The following is a 19979-nucleotide window of genomic DNA, read 5'->3' as shown; positions in this document are numbered from 1 at the left end:
TCGATGGCCTCAACCCTGCATTCCTTCGCTAGTGCCGCCGAACTCGCCGGCGGCCTCGCCGATAAGGTTGCCGATACGCTCTCGGCGTCCATCTCCGCTCGAGGTGCGGCGTCCATGGCCGTTTCCGGCGGTTCGACGCCGAAGGCCTTCTTCCAGGCGCTTTCGACACGCGACATTGCCTGGGACAAGGTGACGATCACGCTGGTGGACGAACGTTTCGTTCCGGCCGATAATGCCCGCTCGAACCATCTGCTGGTCGATGCCAATCTCTTGCAGGACAAGGCGAAGGCGGCGCGTTTCGTGCCGCTTTACCAGCCGGCATCCTCAGTCGAGGAAGCCGCACGGCTTGCGACGGAAAAGAGCGCCGAAATCGGCATCCCCTTCGACGTGGTGATCCTCGGCATGGGCGGCGACGGCCACACGGCCTCGTTCTTTCCCGGCGGCAGCAATCTTGCCCAGGCGCTCGACGCATCGACGCCGCGCGGCGTCATCCCGATGGAAGCGGAAGGAGCCGGCGAGCCGCGCCTGACCTTCACCTTCTCCAGTCTTCAGGATGCCGCACTCCTGGTGCTCCATATCGAGGGCGAAGGCAAAAAAGACGTTCTCGCCAAGGCGGAAGGCAGCGGTGACGAGGCAGAAATGCCGATCCGCGCCGTTCTGCGCCGGGCCACTTCCCCGGTCGAGATCTACTGGGCTCCCTGATCGGCCCCAGACCCGGATCCGGATTCAGGCCGGAGCCGCCGAGAGAGATAGAGACAACGAATAAGGCAGGGATTTTCCATGTCCGCTCATGCACGCATTTCTGCGATCACGGATCGCATCGTCGAACGCTCGAAGCCGACCCGCGAGCGCTACCTGGACCGCCTGCGCGCCGCAGCTTCAAAGGGTGTGCAGCGCTCGGTGCTCGGTTGCGCCAACCTCGCCCACGGCTTCGCCATCTGTTCCCCCGCCGATAAGGACGCGCTCGCCGGCGACCATGTCCCCAACCTCGGCATCATCACCGCCTATAACGACATGCTCTCGGCTCACCAGCCGTTCGAGACCTATCCGGCAATCATCCGCGAGGCGGCCGCCGAGGCTGGCGGTGTCGCCCAGGTGGCCGGCGGCGTGCCCGCCATGTGCGACGGCGTCACCCAAGGACAGCCTGGCATGGAGCTCTCGCTCTTCTCGCGAGACCTGATCGCCATGGCCGCGGGCGTCGGCCTATCCCACAACATGTTCGATGCCGCCCTCTTCCTCGGCGTCTGCGACAAGATCGTGCCGGGCCTCGTCATCGCGGCCCTATCCTTCGGCCATTTGCCGTCGATCTTCGTTCCGGCAGGTCCGATGACGACGGGGCTGCCGAATGACGAGAAGTCGCGCGTGCGCCAGCTCTTTGCCGAGGGCAAGGTCGGCCGCGCCGAGCTGCTGGAGGCGGAATCGAAGTCCTATCATGGCCCCGGCACCTGCACCTTCTACGGCACCGCCAATTCCAACCAGATGCTGATGGAGATCATGGGTTTCCACATGCCGGGATCCTCTTTCATCAACCCCGGCACGCCGTTGCGCGAAGCGCTGACGCGCGAAGCCGCCAAGCGGGCGCTGGCGATCACGGCACTCGGCAACGAATTCACGCCGGCCGGCGAGATGATCGATGAGCGCTCCGTCGTCAACGGCGTCGTCGGCCTGCATGCGACCGGCGGCTCGACCAATCACACGCTGCACCTCGTCGCCATGGCGCGGGCAGCCGGCATTCAGCTGACCTGGCAGGACATCGCCGAGCTTTCCGAAATCGTGCCGCTGCTTGCCCGCGTCTATCCGAACGGCCTTGCCGACGTGAACCATTTCCAGGCGGCCGGCGGCATGGGTTTCCTCATCAAGGAACTCTTGAAGCACGGGCTGGTGCATGACGACGTTCGCACCGTCTTCGGCCAGGGCCTCGAAGCTTATACGGTCGATGCCCGCCTCGGCGAGAACCGCACCGTGCTGCGCGAACCGTCGCCTGACAAGAGCCACGATCCGAAGGTGCTTGCCAGCATCGAGACGCCTTTCCAGGCGAATGGCGGGCTGAAGATGCTGCGCGGCAACCTCGGCAAGGCGGTCATCAAAATCTCGGCCGTCAAGCCGGAGCGCCACGTCATCGAGGCGCCGGCGATCATCTTCCACAGCCAGCAGGAACTGCAGGACGCCTTCAAGGAAGGCAAGCTCAACCGCGATTTCGTCGCCGTCGTGCGCTTCCAGGGGCCGAAGGCGAACGGCATGCCGGAACTGCACAAGCTGACGCCGCCGCTCGGCGTGCTGCAGGATCGCGGCTTCCGCGTGGCGCTCCTCACCGACGGGCGCATGTCCGGCGCATCCGGAAAGGTACCGGCGGCGATCCACGTAACCCCAGAAGCCGTCGACGGCGGCCCGATCGCCCGCATCCGGGACGGCGACATCATTCGCCTCGACGCGATCAAGGGCACGCTCGAAGTGCTGGTCGACGCTGCCGACATGGCCGAGCGCGAGCCGGTGAGCATCGATCTCTCGGACAATGAATTCGGCATGGGCCGTGAACTCTTCGCCCCCTTCCGCCGCGCCGTCGGCGCTTCCGATCAGGGTGCGAGCGTGCTCTTCCACTGAGCATGAACGCCCGGAGCAAACAAAAACCCGCGGGGTGCGCACGAAGCACCCCGCGGGTTTTCTGTATCAGGTCCGGTGATATCCTTAGGCGCGGATATCGAGAACGTAATCCTTGTGCGCCGGGTGCGTGCTGTAGACGAAGATCTTGTTGAGTTCCTTCTGGGTCAGCAGTCGCAGGAAACGCACCTCGATCGTGTTGTTGGCATTCACCTTCATCAGCAGGCAACCGACCTTGGTGATGCGGGCATCCGGAATATCCAGATAGAACTGCTTCGGCAGGTTGAACTGGGTCAGGATGGCGAGCGTCGCGCTGCTCATCGAGATGCGGACGATATCGCAGCGGCGCGAAGCCGCGTGCATGACGCCCTTTTCCGTATATTCGATGCGCGCGGCATTCATTGTGTCCTCCATCTTGAACCGCGCCTCGCGGTCATACATGAAGGATTCTTCCTTGCTCAGGAAGTGAGGTCTTGGCTGTGATGGATTGGAAGCGGCCACGTGCTTGTCCCCCTCGTAAATCGACTGGGAAAAGGTAGCAGCCGATCTTTAACAGAAAGTGAGAATTCGGCCCGTCCCGCACAATTTCTGGTGTTATTACCCCAAAAATGGCTTCCTCATTTCCGATAGGTGTGGCCGGTCGCGTCAAAGAGATGCAGCTTCTGCCGATCGGCGGCAAAGCGCATCTTCTGGCCCTTATGGACATCGTATATGCCCGGCAACTTGACAACGATCGGCTCACCGGGAACCAGGCCCTCGATATAAAGCAGCGTCACTTCGCCGAGCGCCTCGACGATCGAGACTTCGCCCTCGAAAACATAGTCGCTCCCGTCGGCGATCCTCAGATCTTCGGGACGAACGCCGAAGCTCGCCTGCTTGCCTTTCTCGGAAGCTTCGGTCGCCACATCTAATGTCACCGACATGCCGCCGGTCAGCGTTACGGTCGTCTGGCTGCCGGTCCCGGCGATCGTCGCGGGAATGATGTTCATGGCGGGCGAGCCGATGAATTTCGCGACGAAGAGGTTGGCCGGGCGTTCGTAGAGTTCCAGCGGCGCGCCGACCTGCTCGATATTGCCGGCCGAGAGGACGACAATACGGTCGGCGAGCGTCATCGCCTCGACCTGGTCGTGGGTGACGTAGATCATCGTCGTATCGGCCATCTGCTCGTTGAGACGGGCAATTTCGATACGGGTGGCAACGCGCAGCGCTGCATCGAGGTTGGACAACGGCTCGTCGAACAGGAAGACCTTGGGATCACGGCAGATGGCGCGGCCGATCGCCACGCGCTGGCGCTGGCCGCCCGACAACGCCTTCGGCAGGCGGTCGAGATATTTGGTCAGCTGCAGGCTCTCGGCCGCCGCGCGAACACGGCGGTCGATCTCCTGCTTGCTTTCGCCGGCGATCTTCATGCCGAAGGCCATATTGTCGTAGACGGTCATGTGGGGGTAGAGCGCGTAGGACTGGAAGACCATGGCGATGCCGCGCTTCGACGGCGGCACGTCATTGACGAGCTGGCCGTCGATATACATCTCGCCGCCGGTGATCGCCTCGAGACCGGCAATCATGCGCAGAAGCGTGGACTTGCCGCAACCGGACGGACCTACGAAGACGATGAATTCGCCCTGCTTGATATCGAGGTCGATACCATGGAGAACATCCACGGAACCGTAGGATTTGCGGATGTCCTTCAGTGTCAGTCCAGTCATTTGTCACTCCCCTCCTGATCCTTAAGCGAGACGGGCGAAATACGCCCCCCAGGCCGGAATATCGATCTTGTCGCCATAGTTGTTGCTGGTAAAGCCATGGCCCGTCAATGCCTGCCATTCTCCCGCAGGCAGAGTGACGCCGGTCTCGGCCGGGCTCATGTTGAAAATGCAGAGCAGCTTTTCATCGCCGTATTCGCGGGTGAAGACCAGGCTGTCGCCCTGCGCCTCCTCGAATTCGATTTCACCCTTGGCAAAGGCCGGATGCAACTTGCGAAAGGCAATGAAGCGGCGATAGTGCTCCAGCACCGAAGTCTCATCACCCTGCTGGACGTTGACCGCGCGCAGGATGTGCTCGACCGGCACCGGCAGCCAGGGCTTGACGGTTGAAAAACCGCCCTGGGCGACGTGGCTGTCCCAGACCATCGGCGTGCGGCAGCCGTCGCGGCCCTTGAACTCAGGCCAGAACTGAATGCCATAGGGATCCTGCAGATCCTGATAGGCGAGATCGGCTTCCGTCAGCGCCAGTTCCTCGCCCTGGTAGAGGCAGACGGAGCCGCGCAGCGTCAAGAGCAGCGAGGCATAGAGTTTGGCGAAGGCGTCGTGATCGGCGACCAGCCCGCCCCAGCGGCTGACGTGACGCATGACGTCATGATTGGAGAAGGCCCAGCAGGCCCAGCCATCGGGTGCGGCAGCTTCGAAATCCTCCATCACCTCCTCGACGCGCTCCGGCGTCAGTGGATCGGGCGCCAGGAACTCGAAGGCATAACACATGTGCATCTTGTCATTGCCGGAGGTATATTCGCCTACGATTTCGAGGCCGCGCTGGCTGTCACCCACCTCGCCGACGGCGGCGATTGCCGGGAACTCTTCGAGCACGGCGCGGAAACGCTTCAGGAAGGCAAGGTTCTCCGGCCGGTTCTTGTCGTAGATATGCTCCTGGAAGTTATAGGGATTGACCGCCGGCGCCGTCGAGGCGTTGCGCCGCTCGGGCGCAAGCGCCGGATTGTCGCGCAAGAGCGGGTCGTGGAAATAAAAATTGATGGTATCGAGGCGGAAGCCGTCGACGCCGCGATTAAGCCAGAAGCGCACGACATCGAGCAGACGATCCTGCACTTCCGGGTTATGCAGGTTCATATCCGGCTGAGAGGTCAGGAAATTGTGCAGGTAATACTGCATGCGCGTCGGGTCCCACGCCCATGCGGAGCCGCCGAAGATCGACAGCCAGTTGTTCGGCGGCGAGCCATCGGGTTTTGCGTCGGCCCAGACATACCAATCAGCCTTGGCATTGGTCTTGCTGGAACGGCTCTGCACGAACCAGGGGTGCTGGTCCGAGCTGTGGGAGATGACGAGGTCGATCATCACGCGGATTCCGAGGCGATGGGCCTCTGAAATCATCGTGTCGAAATCCACCAGCGTGCCGAAGATCGAATCGACATTCTCGTAATCGGAAACGTCGTAACCGAAATCGCGCATCGGCGAGGTGAAGAAGGGCGAGATCCAGATCGCGTCGACGCCGAGGCTCGCCACATGCGGCAGGCGGGCGGTGATGCCCTTCAGATCGCCGATGCCGTCGCCGTTCGAATCCTGGTAGGAGCGCGGATAGATCTGATAGATCACCGCGCCGCGCCACCAGTCCTTGTCGGCGGTCAAGATCGATTGGGAAGCCACGTTCATGAGATATCCTGTTCGTCACATTTCGGGGGATTGTCAGCCGCCCTTGACCGAACCCGCCAGCAGACCACGCACCAGATAACGCTGCAGTCCGAAGAAGACGAGCAGCGGCACGACGATAGTGACGAAGGCCGACGCCGTCAAAATCTCCCAATTGCCGCCGCGCGAGCCGAGCAGCGCGTTCAGCCTGCCGGTCAGCACGAGGTGATCCTGATCGGTGCCGAGGAAGACCATGGCGACGAGCAGGTCGTTCCATACCCACAGGAACTGGAAGATGGCGAAGGAGGCGAGTGCCGGGAAGGACAAGGGCAAAACGATACGAGTGAAGATCTCGAAGTCGCTCGCGCCGTCTACGCGGGCCGATTCGATGATCTCCTTCGGCAGGCCGGCAATATAGGCCCGCAGGAGAAAGATGGCGAGCGGCATGCCGAAGGCGGTGTGCGCGAACCAGATACCGGGATAGGTCTTCGACGGCTGGCCGAGCATATTGCCGATCTCGTTGTAGAGGCGAAGCAGCGGAATCAGCGACATCTGCAGCGGCACGACGATGAGGCCGACGACGAGGGCAATCAGCAGCGCGCGGCCGGGAAACTCCATCCAGCTCAGGGCATAGGCGGCAAAAGCGGCAATCAGGATCGGGATGATCGTCGCCGGGATCGTCACCGTCAGCGAATTGATAAAGGACTGGCCGATGCCTTCGCCGGTCAGAACCGTTTTATAGTTCTGCAGCGTGAATTGCGGCGGCGCCGAGACGGACACGTAGATGCGCCGCGGCCGCTCGTCAGGTGAAAAGGCCGTGTTCTTCGTATAGCGATAGCTGCCGTCGCTGTTGATCTGCAGCATTTCGCCATCACCGAGATCGGCGGTCTCGCCGGCTTCGAAAGCGGCCGGCTGCTGCACGCGGTTGCCGAAGGCTTTTACCGAGCGGCCGGTCTGCCCTTCCAGCACATTGCCTGAAATGACGTAAGTGGCGCCTTCCTGCTTTTGCTGATCGGGCGTGCCCAGGCGGACGGCGACGGTCTGCGTCGAGCCGACAAAGGCCGTCCACCATCCGGAGACGACGATCTGGTCCTTGTCGCGCAGCGCGCTGACGAAGATGCCGAGCGTCGGGATCAGCCAGATGATGACGATCAGCAGAACGGCAAGGTGAACGAAGAGACGGGCGGGACCGATCTTGAAATAGTTTCCGACAGCGGTCATCTCAATGGCCCTTCAGTTCGCGGTTGGCGCGGCGCACGTTCCAAATCATGATCGGCGTGACGGCAAGCATGATGATGATGGCGATGACGGCGCTTCGGCCGGAATCGCCGCCGCCGCGGAACATCCAGTCGAACATCAGGTTCGCCAGCACCATTGTCTGCCACTGGCCGTTCGTCATGGTCAGCACGATGTCGAAGACCTTGAGGACGAGGATGGTGATCGTCGTCCAAACCACGGCGATGGTGCCCCAGACCTGCGGCACCATGATGCGCCAGAAGATCTGCCAGCCATTGGCGCCGTCGATGACGGCGGCCTCGATCGTCTCTTCCGGGATGCCGCGCAGCGCCGCCGAAAGGATGACCATGGCGAAACCGGTCTGGATCCAGATCAGGATGATCATCAGGAAGAAATTGTTCCAGAAAGGAACCGAGATCCAGACTTCCGGCGTGCCGCCGAAAAGCTGGACGATGGCGTTCAGCAAGCCGATCTGGACGTCGTTACCGCCGCGATATTCATAGATGAATTTCCAGATGACCGATGCGCCAACGAAAGAGATCGCCATCGGCATGAAGACGATGCTCTTGGCGATATTGCCCCACCAGATGCGGTCGGTCATCACGGCGATGACAAGGCCGAAGAAGGTGCAGGCGGCCGGCACGACGGCAAGCCAGAGGATGTTGTTGAAGATCGACTGGCGGAATTCGCGGTCCCCAATCGCCCATTTGTAGTTGGCAAGCCCGACGAACTGCAGACCGGTGCGGTCGTAGAAGGAGAGGATGAAGGTCGCGACGACGGGATAAACGAGGTAGACGAAAAGCAGGAACAGCGCCGGCCCGATGAACAACCACGGCCGGATCAGTGCGCGCCGGTTGAGGTTGCGCGATGCGGCGCGGATGTCGCCATCCTTCACCGGCAGAGCCAGATCCAGAATCTTGTTCGAAAAATAGAAATAGGCCGAGCACGCGACAACGGCCACGACCACGACGCCCAACGCGGACACTATCTGCAACAGCATTTCGCCCTCCCCTGCTTCCCCTGATTTCATTCCGACCGGATTTTATTCTGACGGATCAAGGCCGGCCACCGTCAATCTGTTTGATTGCCCAGTCACAATATATCCCGCGAAGGCCGGGCTCTTTGAGAACCCGGCCAGTCACGCAGGCCATGCCGCCGGCAAACCGGCGGCATCGTATTAACGATTATTTGATGCCGTCCCAGGCGCTCTGGATTTCGCCGGCCGCCTCTTCGGCAGTCTTGCCGCCGACGAAATCGACCATGCCCGTCCAGAAGGCGCCTGCGCCGATCTTGCCCGGCATCAGGTCGGAACCGTCAAAGCGGAAGGTGGTGGCCGACGTCAGGATCTCGCCTTCCTTCTTCATCTGCGGATTGGCATAGGCCTCCGTGCTGACGCCCTTGTAGGGTGTCAGGAAGCTCGACTGCGCCATCCAGACCTCGTGTGCGATCGGGGTCTTCAGGAAATCGATGAAGGCGCGGGCCGTTTTCGAGTCCTTGGTGATCGAGACGAGCGTACCGGCGCCGAGCACCGGCTTGCCGAGCTCGGGATGCGAAGCATAGGTCGGCATATAGAAGAAGTCGGCGTCCTGTCCGAGCTTCGTGCCCTCAGGGAAGAAGGAGGGTATGAACGAGGCCTGATGGTGCAGGTAGCACTTCGGCGGAACGGTGAAGAGGCCCTTCGGGCTGTCGCGGAAATCGGTCGAAGCCACGGCTGCGACACCACCGTTTACATATTTCTCGTTCTTGGCGAACTTGCCGAATTCGTCGATCGCGGCAACCACGGCCGGATCGGTGAACTTCAGCTCGTTGGTCGTCCACTTGTCGTAGGCTTCCGGCGGCTGCATGCGCAGCATGATGTCCTCGACCCAATCGGTCGCCGGCCAGCCGGTCGCGCCGCCGGAACCGAGACCGATGCACCAGGGAACGCCGCCATCCTTGACGATCTGGTCGGTCAGGGCATGGAGCTCTTCCATGGTCGTCGGGATCTTATAGCCGGCTTCCTCGAAATTCTCCGGCACGTACCAGACGAGCGACTTGACGTCGGCCTTATAAGGGAAGGCGTAGAAGGCTTCCTTGCCGTCCTTGCCCTTGTAGGTGCCATAACCGACCCAGCTGTCGCCGGCGCCGTAATTGTCCTTGATCCACTTGGAATTGTCGTCGCCGAGCGGCGTCAGGAAGCCCTTGCCGGCGAGATCGGCCAGCAGCCCCGGCTGCGGCAGAACAGCGATGTTCGGCGGCGAGCCTGCCTGCGTGTCGATGACGATCTGTTGTTCGTAGTTTTCGGAAGAGGAATATTTGACGTCGATTCCGGTCGCTTCGGTGAAATAGGCGAGAACGCTCCGGAAGAACGCCTCGTCCTCACCGCGCCACGGGCCGAAGATCGTCAGCGGCTGCCCCTTCAGGTCGGCATGAGCGGCCTTGAATTCGTCATAGCTCTTCCAGTTGAACTTGGCATCTTGTCCCGGCGCAAACTTCAGATCGGCCGCGGACGCAGCACCGGCAAAAAGCGCCGCCACGGCAACGCTCATCAAAAATGACTTTTTCATGTGATCAACCTCCCATCACAAACTCAACAGCGCCAAACTTCTTCAACGGAAATTTTCAAAGCGCTTTGGCACCCAACTCATTCCACTTTCGGTGGAGCGAAGTCAAGTCATTTCGCGAAAAGCCGCCGCAGACATGCGGAATGGCGCCGTCCACCGGTTTCTCTTGGGCAATATGGAGCGATTTTTCTTGAGTCAAGCGCGCCAAATGAATACATAATTGAAAGCGCTTTGGATGTCGCTGGGAGGCGGCTTGCCTGTCGAGGCGCCAAGCGGGCCGGGAGGAAGCATAGCAGGTGAATCTCAAACAGCTATCGGAATTGCTGGGGCTTTCGCAGACGACAGTGAGCCGAGCCCTCAACGGCTATCCCGAGGTCAACGAAGCGACCCGGGAGCGCGTGCTCCAGGCTGTCAAGGAAACCGGATACCGGCCGAACAAGGCTGCCCAGCGGCTTGCGACCGGCAAGGCGGGCTCGATCGGCCTTGTCATGCCGACGGCGCCGGGCCATCAGTCCGACGTGCATTTCGGCGAATTTCTGGCCGGACTCGGCGAGGAGGCCGTGCGCCACGATTTTCACTTCGTCATCATGCCATCCGACCCGGACGACGAGGTGGCGGCGCTCCGGCGCCTTGCGATCAGCGGCAATGTCGATGCGCTGTTCGTCGCCTATATGCGCGGCCACGACCCGCGGCTTCCCATGCTGAAATCCCTCTCCATGCCCTATGTCGTGCATGGCCGCTCCTTTGGGACGGATCCGGACTATCCCTACCTCGACATCGATAATGAGGGCGCCTTCTACGATGCGACGCGGCTCCTGTTGCAGCTCGGTCATACGCGCTTTGCGCTGATGAACGGGCCAATGCATCTGGATTTCGCGATTCGCAGGAGGAATGGCGTGACAGCCGCTCTAGCAGAGCGCGGGCTCACTCTCGACGAGGATTGCATCAGCCATGCGTTGATGACCGATGAGCAGGGCCTGCTTTCGATGGAGCGCTTCCTGCAGCTGCCGAACCGCCCGACGGCAATCCTCTGCTCCAGCACGGTACTGGCGCTCGGGGCGATCCGCGCAGTGAACCAGGCCGGATTGCGGCTCGGCGAAGACATTTCGCTGATCGCCCATGACGACGTGCTGCCGCTGTTGAAACCCGAGAGCTTTTCGGTGCCGCTGACGACGACACGCTCCTCGCTCCGGGCGGCGGGTGTGCGCATCGCGCAGCGGCTGATCGGCACGGTGAAACAGGCCGGCCCCTTTCCCGAACAGGAGCTCTGGAAAACCGAACTGATCGTCAGGGCCTCGACCGGCCCTGCCCCGCAGCAGGCTTAATCAGAACTGCGGCGGCGTCTGCCCTGCGGCCCGGTGGGCGGCGATGACAGTATTGGCCATCAGCATGGCGATGGTCATCGGACCGACACCGCCGGGAACGGGCGTGATGGTGCTGGCGATCTCGGAGACTTCGCCGAAGGCAACGTCGCCGACCAGCCGGGTCTTGCCCTCTCCCTTATCGGGAGCCGGCACGCGATTGATGCCGACGTCGATAACGGTTGCGCCGGGCTTGACCCAGTCGGCCTTGACCATCTCCGGCCGGCCGACGGCGGCGACCAGAATATCGGCGTTGCGGCAGACCTCGGCGAGATTCTTGGTTCTGGAGTGCGCGATCGTCACCGTCGCATTGGCGTTGAGCAGCAATTGCGCCATCGGCTTGCCGAACAGGTTGGAGCGGCCGATGACGACGGCATTGAGCCCGGAGAGATCCTCGCCATGGGTGCGGCGGACGAAGACCATGGCGCCGGCCGGCGTGCAGGAGACCAGCCCGGTCTTCAGGTCGCCGGTGGCGAGCTTGCCGGCATTGACGACGCTGAGGCCATCGACATCCTTTTCCGGCAGGATCGACTGGATGATCGGTTCACTGTCGAGCGGTTTCGGCAACGGCAACTGCACCAGGATGCCGTGGATCGACGGATCGGCGTTAAGCGTGGCGACAAGCGCTGCGAGCTCTTCCTGCTTCGTCTCGGCCGGCAGCGTGTGCTGCACGGACTTGAAGCCGCATTCCTTGGCCATGCGGCTCTTGGAGCCGACATAGGCATGGCTTGCCGGATCGTCGCCGACGATGATGACCGCAAGGCCTGTCGTGACGCCGCTCATCTTTTCCAGCGCTGCCGTCGCACTCTTGACCGTCTGAATTACGGATGCAGCAACAAGTTTGCCGTCGATTACTGTCGTCACGCGTCTCTCCGCCCTGTTTTGCGTCAATCTAGGAATAGTTGACGAGCGTCAAATGCCCGCTAACGCCCTATCCTGTCGGAAAGCGGCAAGGCAATATCAAATTTGCAAGGAAATGGGTGCTTCAGCGCCGCGGTTGCCGCGTTTCCATCACATGAACCCGAAGCCGGTCCCGCAGGCCTGAGATTTCGGAGCGCAGCTGCGCGATCTCGTCGACCGCCGCCGGGGCTTGCATGGGCAATGGCGGCGGAGAAGCAACGGGCGGAGATGCCGGCAACTCCGTTGCCGGAGACGCGACGGATTTGCGCAAGGACAGCAGGAAAGCCAGGGCAAGGCCGATTGCCAGGCCCGTGGCGGCGCCGGCCAGAGCGCGGCCGGTCAGACCACTCTTTGCCGATATCGCCGATGTCAGCGGTGGTTTCAAAACGGTGATATGGCCGTCGCCGGCTGTCGCCGATGCGGACGTCGCATCATCCAGGCGCGAGCGGGCGGCATTCGCCTTCTCTCGCAGTTCGGTCAGCCGCGACAGATCGACGCCGGTATCCCGGCTCTGGGCGATCAGCGTGTTGCGGCGGTCGTTCAGGCCCTTGCGTGCATCGACCGCAGCCTTGGCGGCGGCATTGGCGACCTGTGTGAGCCGGGCAAGCTCCCTGCCCATGTTCTCCTTGAGGCCGTCGGTTTCGGCCTGCTGTTGCAACAGGCGCGGATGACGCGGGCCAAGCTCAGCCGAAAGCTGCGCAAGCGTCGTCCTGGCGACCGCATATTTGTCGCGCCAGTCCTGCATCGCCGGCGAGAGCATGTCGGAGGGCAACGAACCGTCCAGCACGCCGGCAAGCTTCGCCGCCTTCAGCCGGTCGGCCTGCGCCTTGGCCGCGAGAATGTTCTGGTCTGCCTCTTTCAGATCGGCATCGAGCCGGTCGATCTGGCGGCGAAGATCGATCGCCACCTTGACGTTGCCTTCGCCGCTCTTTGCCGTGAAGGCGGCAAGCTCCGCCTGAGCCTCGTCATAGGCCTTGCGTAAAACCGCGTCGGTTTCGGTGTTGCCGCCGCGTGCGTCGCCGCCCGCTGCCTCGGCAAGCCTTGCGGCGATGCGGGTGGATTTGGCGCCGTCGCCGGTCGTCACCCGCACCCGGATCGTGCCGGCGGCGGCATCGGGCACAATCTCGACTGCACGTCTCAGCGCGACCTCGGCGCGCGAGGCCGGATCGGCGGCAGCACCGGTCGCCGAGAGAAGATCGAGCGCAACGGCGAACGCATTGGCGCCCGTGCCGACGAATTCGGGATCGTGATCGAGCTTCAGGGTGGCGACCGTCGACGCAGCCACGCGCGCCGACAGCAGTCCCTTCGCCGCAGCCTGCGTGAAAGCGGCGCGGCTTGCGGCATCCGTTCTCACAGCAAGTGTCGTTTCGGCGCGGTAGAGGACGGGCGCAGCCGGCATCAGCATCGGCAGGCCGGCGCCCAGAATCGTTGCGGCGGCGACCGTTACCGCAAGGCCGGCCCTGTCCGCGCGGCGATGCAGTGCTGCCGGGCGGGGCTCGAGCGTTTCCTGATGAATTGCGGCAAGCGGTTCGACCGAAATCGCCGGCTCTCCGGCGGAAGCCACCGGCTCCTCATATCGCGCTGGTTCCGGCGGAAGACGATGGCCGACATCGTTGGCAGCCCGGAGGCGGTTGCCGAGAATTGTTTCGATGCGGTCGACGAGCGGCGCCTCGGGCGCCGCCCTCATGCGCTGCTCTTCCAGCACACGGCCGATGGCGCGCAGCAGGTCGGCTTCGGGCGGGGCGATATCCGGTCCGTTTGATCGGGGCGGCCGATAGGGATCGTCATGGGCGCGCGGCCTTGCGGCTGCGTGATCGAGAAAACTACTTCTGGCCCTGCTATCGTACATTTGCGCCACATCTCATGCACATGATGGCCGAGTTTACTCATCCGCATGCGAAGCAGATGATTAAGTCACTCTAAATATTCATGGCAAAGAAATGGTTAACCGCAGCCGGCAAGAATTGCGGTCCGATTCTCGATAGCGCTGCTGCGCGTCAAACGCGCGGACACTGCAGGCTCAGCTCGCCCTCTTGCGATCGGCCGCCGGCTGCACGGCGTTGCGGGCCTCTTCCGGATGGCTGAGCATTCTTTCGCGCCGGCGGAAGCGGTAGCGCAGGACATGAAAGAGGAAGACCGGAATGCCGACGATGTAGCGCCGCCACAGGCGCGCGGGCTCCTGTATCAGGCGATAGGCCCATTCCAGACGCATCATCCGTACGGTCTTCGGCGCCCGCGGCACGGCGCCGGAGACGAAGTCGAAGAGCGCGCCCACCGTCAGCACCAGGCGCGCATGGTCGGCACGGATATTGTCATGAACCCATTTCTCCTGCAGCGGCGTCCCCATGCCGACGATCAGAATATCGAGTTTCTGGCGCTCGACCTCCTCGATGACATCCGTGGAGTCGACCTTGTCGAAAAATCCATCGGAAATAACCACAAACTCATGCCAGGGCGTGTGCTTGCGGAAATTTTCCGCCGCCGCCTCGACGACCGAGCGCTTGCCTCCGATGAGACCGATGCGGCGCGGGGTCTCCATGAAGGTGAGCAGGGCCGGCACGAAGTCGGTGCCGTTCAGATTGGCGGGAAATGGCCCACCATGGGCGATCTGCGATGCTATATTGAGGCCGATACCATCCGGCAGCACCAAGTTGTGCGACATGATCCGGTAATATTCATCGTCGCGCAGCGCCGTCAGCATGTTATGGGCGTTGACGAAGCAAACCACGGTCTGGCCGACGGGAATGGACGCCAGCTCGTTGATAAAAACGAGGGCATCGTCCCAGCCGAGATCGCAGACCGGCAGATCGAAGATCGTCCGCCGCGACGCAAGCACCGCGAAGTTTGCAATCAAATTCATTCCTACCTCCTGCCGAGGGTGCGTCATGCGCCCGAAATCCCGGAAAACAAGCCCATATTTCCGCACCCCGGAGATCTCGAAAGAACCGGTCGCGTCACGCATGGACGGCGTCGCCCCGATCGCGGAAAACGGCGCATGCCAAGCTGTGCCACCTGATATAGCAGGACGGTTTCAAACAACCCTTAGGAAAATTCCTTGGATTTTGATGCTCGCATAAGTAGTTTGTTAACCAAAGGCGGCCCAACGACAAACGGCGCCCGAAGGCGCCGTTTGTGCATCGATGATCGGTTGCTTCAATGTGCGGGGGCCGATGCTTCCTCGGCTGGGGCGCCCTCGACGATCTTGACCGGTGCGCCGAGCTTCTTCGGTTGACCGGCCGAATTTTCCTTGACCTCTTCCTTGGAGAGATAATCGAGCTGCTCCAGCATCACGTCAGCGACATACTCGCCGCCGAGGCGCTCGTTCATGCCCTTCCTGATCTCCTCGCGAAAGGCTTTCGGGTTGAAAGATTTGATGTGGGCAAGATCGACCATCTTGTTGCCGACGAGCAGGCTGAAAAGTTCGTCGGTCGTCATCTCGGTGAGCGGCAAGGTCACGCCCTTCAGCATGTCCTTGTTCATCATGAAGGAAATGCGGCCGAGAAAATAACCGGTGATCGCACCGTCGCCGATGACCGGCACAGTGATCGTTTCACCCTTCACCAGTTCGAGCGCGCTCTGCTTGGAATCCGTTGCCGCGGGTGCCGGCGCCGTCGCCAGGTACACCGAAAAATAGACTGAGGCCAAGGTGATGGCGCAAACCCAGATACCGGTAAGGACGAGCTTGACCATCAGTTTCCACGCGCGGCGAATTGTTCCTGGGAATAGGTGCCGTCGGCGTCGGCGTCCTGAACCGCGTTCTTCAGGAGGTCGGCCACGGCACGAACCGCTTCGAGATGCGCCTCGACACGCCTGGCGTTCAGAACCAGTTTCTTTTTCAGGCCGTGCAGTTGATCGAGATGGGCAGCGGCAAGCTCGGCCGGATCGGTATCGCGGAAAAGCATCGACAGTTCGTAGAGGCAACGGCTCTTGTGCGCGTTGGAGACCTTGAGATCAAATTGCGGATCGTTGCCGATCCGGGTGTTCTCATTGTCGATGATCATCTCGAGGCGTCCGAGAACGGATTTGATCCTGTATTCGTTCGAAACTATTTCCATTGTGTCCTCGATTATGTGTCGCTTGCTGTCTTGGAGTCGGCGGTCGGCGTGCCGAAGGTCCTGCGCTGGAAGTCGTCGATCATGCTGAGCGCTGTGTTGCGGTCGCGATCATCGGTCGAAGCGTTGACGATCTTGCCTTCCTGGCGGCGCAGCTGCTCGCTGTACATCTGCTTGGCGATGCCGATGCCATCGCCCTTGGCCATGGTGTTGCCGAGCTGCTCGGCCATCATGCCCTTCCAGATATCGCCGGTCGCGCCCTTGCCGTAAACGTCTTCGCTCTCGCTCGGCAGCATCGACTTCACGAAGTTCTGCAGCACCATGGCCTCGAACTTCCGGTAGCTTTCCGGAACCTCGGTCTTGGCGCGGTTCTGGATGTTGGAGAGGCCGCTCTTCTGGCCGATATGATCGAGAACGTCGACCGTATTGGAGAAGCCCTTGCCGTTCTCGGCGAGGCTCGTCGCGGCAAAAGCCGCACGGTTTGCCTTCAATTTTTCCTGGGCTGCCTGAACCTCCATGGGGTCGGCAGCTTTGACCACGTCCAAGACCAGATCACTGGGGGGCGAAATAGCCACGTTACAATCCTCTGAATTAAGATCGCAACGATTATGGTTTTTGAAGCTTGCTGGAGGCTGGCGTTGCGAATTGCTGATCGATTACATCGTAAACGGCATTGTCGTCGGCCTCGCGGCGCTCAGTGTCCAAGGCCTCTTTCATGCCCTCTTCGAGCCGATCGGCCTTGGCGCGCTCGCGCGACAGCCGCATCTCGTGGATCTGCTGCATGCCGGTCAGCTGCTGATCCTTGATGGTGAGCCGGCCGAATCGATCGGCATAATTCTGCGAGAAAGCGTGGTGGACGGGATCCATCGAGCCAAGCGCGACGATGACATCGTCCATCGCCGCATTGACCTCGATGCGTTGACGGCTGGTTTCGGCCAGATCGTTTTCCGCCATCCTTTCGATATGCCGCTGCACCGACAGGAGACGCTTGAGCTTCTGGGAGCGGCTCTTCTCGATCATGACAGCCTCATCGCCCGATATAGATCGAACTGAAGGCTTGGCCGAACTGGCTGACCAGCGCCGCAATCGAGATGTAAAGAAGGAAGAGCCCGCCCATCAGGAGATAGGGCGTGGAAATGAAATAGACCGGGATCTGCGGCGCCAGCTTGTTGATGAAGCCGATCGAGACGTTGAAGATCATGCCGTAGATCAGAAAGGGGCTCGACAGCCGCAGCATGATGTAGGTCGTCTGCTCGAGCGTGTCGGTGAAGGAGATCAGCGTCGCGCGCATCTGCACCAGGCCGCCGAAAGGCATGGTCGTGTAGGAATCGATCAGGGCGCGGAAGACGATGTGATGGAAATCCATGATGAAGAGAATCATGATCCCGGCAAAGGTGATGAAGGCGGAAAGGCTGGTCTCGGGAGTGTCTTCGATGACATCGGCCGAACCCGGTTGGGTATAGCCGACCATCATGGCGAGGATCGTCGCAGCGAATTGCATGCCGAGCGTATAGAGTCTGGCCAGCATGCCGTACATCACGCCGATCAGTGATTCGCTGAAGATCAGGCCGATATAGGTCGCGGATCCCGTATGAACGGCGGGATAAACGGTGTCCCAGAGCAGCGGCATGACGGCGATCGACAGCGCGAGAGCAATGAAGACGCGCAGCTGCTCAGGCACGCGCGCCGAGGAAAAACCCGGAAGAACCAGCACACAGCCGCCGATCCGGCAGAAAACCAGAAACAGCGCGAGAACCGTCCCTTGCGGGTCTGTTATCATGAAATCGAGCCCAAAATCTTTATCTCGATGCCCTTGGCCAATTCGACATGCGACAGGACCGGGAGCGTGGCGAACAGCCGTTCGATGATCATGCGCACATAGGATCGTGTTTCCGGCGACGTGACAAGGGCGAATGGCAGGCCGCGATCCATGAACTCACGGATAACTTTGCTGGCCTGCTCGCTGAACTCCTCCAGGCTGCGCGGATCGATGTCGAATTCGATTACCTCGCCCTTGGCATCGCGCTTCAGCGCCTGGTGGAAGGCGAGATCCCATTTGCTGCCGAGGCGCAAGACACGCAAGACGCCATTATCGGCGAGATCGCCGCAGAGCTGCTGGGCCATGCGGATACGGACATGCTCGACGATCTGCTCGGTCTTCCTGACATGCGGGGCAAGCTCGGCCACCGCTTCGAGAATGAGATGCAGGTTGCGGATCGAAACGCGCTCGGCAAGCAGGAGCTTGAGCACCGCCTGCAGGCCGGAATAGGACATGTGCGACGAGCAGATCTCATCGGCGAGCTTCTTGTATTCCGGATCAAGGCGGTCGATTAGCACCTTGACGTCCTTGTAGGACAGAAGTTGCGGCAGGTTGTTGCGGATGACTTCGCTCATGTGCGTGAGCACGACGGAGACATTGTCGATCGGCTGGAAGCCTTCGCGTTTCAGATCGTCGGCGAAGTTTTCGAGGATCGAGACGGCCGGCATGCCGAAAGCGGGTTCGCGGATTTCGTCGCCGGGAATGCTCGGCTTGCGACCGGCGCCGGTGACGACCAGGACTTCACCTACGCGCAGCAGGTTGGATGCGACCGTCGTGCCATGGATGCGGATCTGATAGGACTTCTCGGGAATGGCGATGTCGTCCGTGACCTTGATTTCCGGCACGACGAAACCGTATTGAGTGGCGAACTTCTTGCGCATCTTGCCGACGCGGAACGCCAGCTCCTGGTGAGCGCCGAGCAGGCGAGTCGACACCATCTTGCCGAGCGCGAGCTCGATCTCGGAAGTGCGGAGCACCGACTTGACCGAATCCTTCTCCAGTTCCTTGCTCTGGACGACCTTCTTTTCCTCCTGTTCGCGGCGAAGCTTGTTTTCAGCCTCGACCTGCCGCGGAATGAACCAGGCGCCGAAGGCGAGAAGACCGCCGAGGACGGTGAAGGGAATGGTCGGCAGGCCCGGCATCAGGCCGAGAACGAACATCAAGACGGCCGAGACGGAGAGCGCGCGGGGATAGCCGCTCAGCTGGTTGACGACAGCCTGGTCCGTGGAGCCCGTCGTACCGCCGCGTGACACGAGAAGGCCGGCTGCGAGCGAAACGATGAGGGCCGGCATCTGCGAGACGAGGCCGTCGCCGACGGAGAGCTTGACGAAGACGTCGGCCGCTTCGCCGATGGGCATGCCATGGCGGAAATAGCCGATGATGATGCCGCCGAAGACGTTGATCGCGGTGATGATGAGGCCGGCGACGGCATCGCCGCGCACGAATTTCGACGCACCATCCATCGCCCCGAAGAAGGAGCTCTCCTCTTCGAGCTCCCTGCGCCGGCGCTGGGCTTCCTTTTCGTCGATGATGCCGGCCGAGAGATCGGCATCGATCGACATCTGCTTGCCGGGGATGGCGTCCAACGTGAAACGCGCGCCGACTTCGGCGATACGCGTGGCACCCTTGGTGATGACGATGAAGTTGATGGTGATGAGGATCAGGAAGACGATCAGACCGATGACGAAGTCGCCGGACATCACGAGACTGGCGAAACCGGCAATGACGCCGCCGGCCGCATCGTGGCCTTCATTGCCGTGGGACAGGATGACGCGGGTCGTCGCGATGTTGAGCGCCAATCGTGTCATCGTTGCGATCAGCAGAATGGTCGGAAAAGACGAGAAATCGAGCGGCTTCTGGATCCATAGCGCGACCATCAGGATCAGCACCGAGAAAGCAATCGAGAAGGCCAGCCCCATATCGATCAGGAACGGCGGGATCGGCAGGAAGAGAATGCAGATGATGCCGATGATGCCGAGGGCAAAACCGATATCGCGCAGGCTCGGGGCGACTTTCGGAAGGGGGAGTGCAGGTGGTTGCGCCATGACGATTCCGTCTCTTCATGAGAGGAGGCGGACATGAGTCCGCCCAATTCGGATCGAGAACTAAATGGC

The 19979-nt window shown here is 61.4% G+C and carries 18 protein-coding genes; 3 read left to right on the top strand and 15 right to left on the bottom strand.

The window, feature by feature from the left end; genetic code table 11:
• The first annotated feature begins 3 nt into the window (after positions 1–3).
• Together pgl and edd are read left to right on the top strand one after the other, a co-directional pair.
• Complete coding sequence (gene pgl, locus NXC14_RS03555; protein WP_085776990.1) at positions 4–702, top strand: 6-phosphogluconolactonase; 699 nt, start codon at positions 4–6, stop codon at positions 700–702.
• A gap of 78 nt (positions 703–780) precedes the next feature.
• Positions 781–2601, top strand: coding sequence for a phosphogluconate dehydratase (edd, locus tag NXC14_RS03550; protein ID WP_085776989.1), 1821 nt, complete (start codon positions 781–783; stop codon positions 2599–2601).
• 84 nt (positions 2602–2685) lie between these two features.
• On the opposite strand, the gene NXC14_RS03545 is transcribed toward edd, so the two are convergent.
• The 6 genes from NXC14_RS03545 to NXC14_RS03520 form a co-directional block, all read right to left on the bottom strand.
• Complete coding sequence (locus NXC14_RS03545) at positions 2686–3039, bottom strand: hypothetical protein (protein ID WP_009996042.1); 354 nt, start codon at positions 3037–3039, stop codon at positions 2686–2688.
• 176 nt (positions 3040–3215) lie between these two features.
• On the bottom strand, positions 3216–4304 hold the full coding sequence (ugpC, locus tag NXC14_RS03540; RefSeq protein WP_085776988.1) for a sn-glycerol-3-phosphate ABC transporter ATP-binding protein UgpC: 1089 nt from the start codon (positions 4302–4304) through the stop codon (positions 3216–3218).
• A gap of 21 nt (positions 4305–4325) precedes the next feature.
• A complete protein-coding gene (locus NXC14_RS03535; protein ID WP_085776987.1) occupies positions 4326–5978 on the bottom strand; it encodes an alpha-glucosidase in 1653 nt (550 codons plus the stop codon).
• Between the two features lie 33 nt (positions 5979–6011).
• A complete protein-coding gene (locus NXC14_RS03530; RefSeq protein WP_085776986.1) occupies positions 6012–7175 on the bottom strand; it encodes a carbohydrate ABC transporter permease in 1164 nt (387 codons plus the stop codon).
• A 1-nt stretch (position 7176) separates the two neighbouring features.
• Positions 7177–8190, bottom strand: coding sequence for a sugar ABC transporter permease (locus NXC14_RS03525; protein ID WP_085776985.1), 1014 nt, complete (start codon positions 8188–8190; stop codon positions 7177–7179).
• Positions 8191–8374: 184 nt separating this feature from the next.
• Positions 8375–9736, bottom strand: a complete 1362-nt coding sequence (locus NXC14_RS03520; protein WP_085776984.1) for an ABC transporter substrate-binding protein — start codon at positions 9734–9736, stop codon at positions 8375–8377.
• A 293-nt stretch (positions 9737–10029) separates the two neighbouring features.
• Here NXC14_RS03520 and NXC14_RS03515 point away from each other — a divergent pair, with 293 nt between their 5' ends.
• On the top strand, positions 10030–11058 hold the full coding sequence (locus NXC14_RS03515) for a substrate-binding domain-containing protein (RefSeq protein ID WP_085776983.1): 1029 nt from the start codon (positions 10030–10032) through the stop codon (positions 11056–11058).
• Here NXC14_RS03515 and folD read toward each other — a convergent pair whose 3' ends face one another.
• The 9 genes from folD to flhA all read right to left on the bottom strand — a co-directional run bounded on the left by folD (position 11059) and on the right by flhA (position 19910).
• The gene (gene folD / locus NXC14_RS03510) at positions 11059–11958 is read right to left on the bottom strand and encodes a bifunctional methylenetetrahydrofolate dehydrogenase/methenyltetrahydrofolate cyclohydrolase FolD (protein WP_085776982.1); all 900 of its coding nucleotides are present in this window, start codon (positions 11956–11958) and stop codon (positions 11059–11061) included. It abuts the gene before it with no gap.
• 121 nt (positions 11959–12079) lie between these two features.
• On the bottom strand, positions 12080–13843 hold the full coding sequence (locus tag NXC14_RS03505) for a succinoglycan biosynthesis protein exop (protein ID WP_085776981.1): 1764 nt from the start codon (positions 13841–13843) through the stop codon (positions 12080–12082).
• Positions 13844–14014: 171 nt separating this feature from the next.
• Complete coding sequence (locus tag NXC14_RS03500) at positions 14015–14854, bottom strand: WecB/TagA/CpsF family glycosyltransferase (protein ID WP_085776980.1); 840 nt, start codon at positions 14852–14854, stop codon at positions 14015–14017.
• Between the two features lie 293 nt (positions 14855–15147).
• Positions 15148–15684: a hypothetical protein gene (locus tag NXC14_RS03495; RefSeq protein WP_085776979.1), complete on the bottom strand. Its 537-nt coding sequence runs from the start codon at positions 15682–15684 to the stop codon at positions 15148–15150.
• The gene (locus NXC14_RS03490; protein ID WP_003556590.1) at positions 15684–16049 is read right to left on the bottom strand and encodes a hypothetical protein; all 366 of its coding nucleotides are present in this window, start codon (positions 16047–16049) and stop codon (positions 15684–15686) included. Before NXC14_RS03490 ends, NXC14_RS03495 begins: the two co-directional genes overlap by 1 nt.
• 11 nt (positions 16050–16060) lie before the next feature.
• Positions 16061–16621 carry a rod-binding protein gene (locus tag NXC14_RS03485; RefSeq protein ID WP_085776978.1) on the bottom strand — a complete coding sequence of 187 codons (561 nt, stop codon included), beginning with the start codon at positions 16619–16621 and terminating at the stop codon, positions 16061–16063.
• 31 nt (positions 16622–16652) lie between these two features.
• Positions 16653–17066 (bottom strand): hypothetical protein, encoded by a 414-nt coding sequence (locus tag NXC14_RS03480; RefSeq protein WP_085776977.1) that lies wholly within the window; start codon positions 17064–17066, stop codon positions 16653–16655.
• A 7-nt stretch (positions 17067–17073) separates the two neighbouring features.
• Positions 17074–17826 (bottom strand): flagellar biosynthetic protein FliR, encoded by a 753-nt coding sequence (fliR, locus tag NXC14_RS03475; RefSeq protein ID WP_085776976.1) that lies wholly within the window; start codon positions 17824–17826, stop codon positions 17074–17076.
• Positions 17823–19910, bottom strand: a complete 2088-nt coding sequence (gene flhA / locus NXC14_RS03470; RefSeq protein ID WP_085776975.1) for a flagellar biosynthesis protein FlhA — start codon at positions 19908–19910, stop codon at positions 17823–17825. Before flhA ends, fliR begins: the two co-directional genes overlap by 4 nt.
• Positions 19911–19979: the final 69 nt, after the last annotated feature.

This window comes from Rhizobium sp. NXC14, assembly GCF_002117485.1.
Taxonomy (GTDB): domain Bacteria; phylum Pseudomonadota; class Alphaproteobacteria; order Rhizobiales; family Rhizobiaceae; genus Rhizobium.
Note: the sequence above shows the minus strand (reverse complement) of the source record. Positions and strands in the feature narration are given on the sequence as shown.

Bases quoted from the DNA above. Each gene is read 5' to 3' on its own strand.
- NXC14_RS03490 (WP_003556590.1), bottom strand. From the start codon at position 16,049: ATGGAAATAGTTTCGAACGAATACAGGATCAAATCCGTTCTCGGACGC.
- pgl (WP_085776990.1), top strand. From the start codon at position 4: ATGGCCTCAACCCTGCATTCCTTCGCTAGTGCCGCCGAACTCGCCGGC.
- NXC14_RS03500 (WP_085776980.1), bottom strand. From the start codon at position 14,854: ATGAATTTGATTGCAAACTTCGCGGTGCTTGCGTCGCGGCGGACGATC.
- NXC14_RS03545 (WP_009996042.1), bottom strand. From the start codon at position 3,039: ATGTATGACCGCGAGGCGCGGTTCAAGATGGAGGACACAATGAATGCC.
- NXC14_RS03505 (WP_085776981.1), bottom strand. From the start codon at position 13,843: ATGTACGATAGCAGGGCCAGAAGTAGTTTTCTCGATCACGCAGCCGCA.
- edd (WP_085776989.1), top strand. From the start codon at position 781: ATGTCCGCTCATGCACGCATTTCTGCGATCACGGATCGCATCGTCGAA.
- ugpC (WP_085776988.1), bottom strand. From the start codon at position 4,304: ATGACTGGACTGACACTGAAGGACATCCGCAAATCCTACGGTTCCGTG.
- fliR (WP_085776976.1), bottom strand. From the start codon at position 17,826: ATGATAACAGACCCGCAAGGGACGGTTCTCGCGCTGTTTCTGGTTTTC.
- flhA (WP_085776975.1), bottom strand. From the start codon at position 19,910: ATGGCGCAACCACCTGCACTCCCCCTTCCGAAAGTCGCCCCGAGCCTG.
- NXC14_RS03480 (WP_085776977.1), bottom strand. From the start codon at position 17,066: ATGATCGAGAAGAGCCGCTCCCAGAAGCTCAAGCGTCTCCTGTCGGTG.
- NXC14_RS03520 (WP_085776984.1), bottom strand. From the start codon at position 9,736: ATGAAAAAGTCATTTTTGATGAGCGTTGCCGTGGCGGCGCTTTTTGCC.
- NXC14_RS03525 (WP_085776985.1), bottom strand. From the start codon at position 8,190: ATGCTGTTGCAGATAGTGTCCGCGTTGGGCGTCGTGGTCGTGGCCGTT.
- NXC14_RS03530 (WP_085776986.1), bottom strand. From the start codon at position 7,175: ATGACCGCTGTCGGAAACTATTTCAAGATCGGTCCCGCCCGTCTCTTC.
- NXC14_RS03535 (WP_085776987.1), bottom strand. From the start codon at position 5,978: ATGAACGTGGCTTCCCAATCGATCTTGACCGCCGACAAGGACTGGTGG.
- NXC14_RS03495 (WP_085776979.1), bottom strand. From the start codon at position 15,684: ATGGTCAAGCTCGTCCTTACCGGTATCTGGGTTTGCGCCATCACCTTG.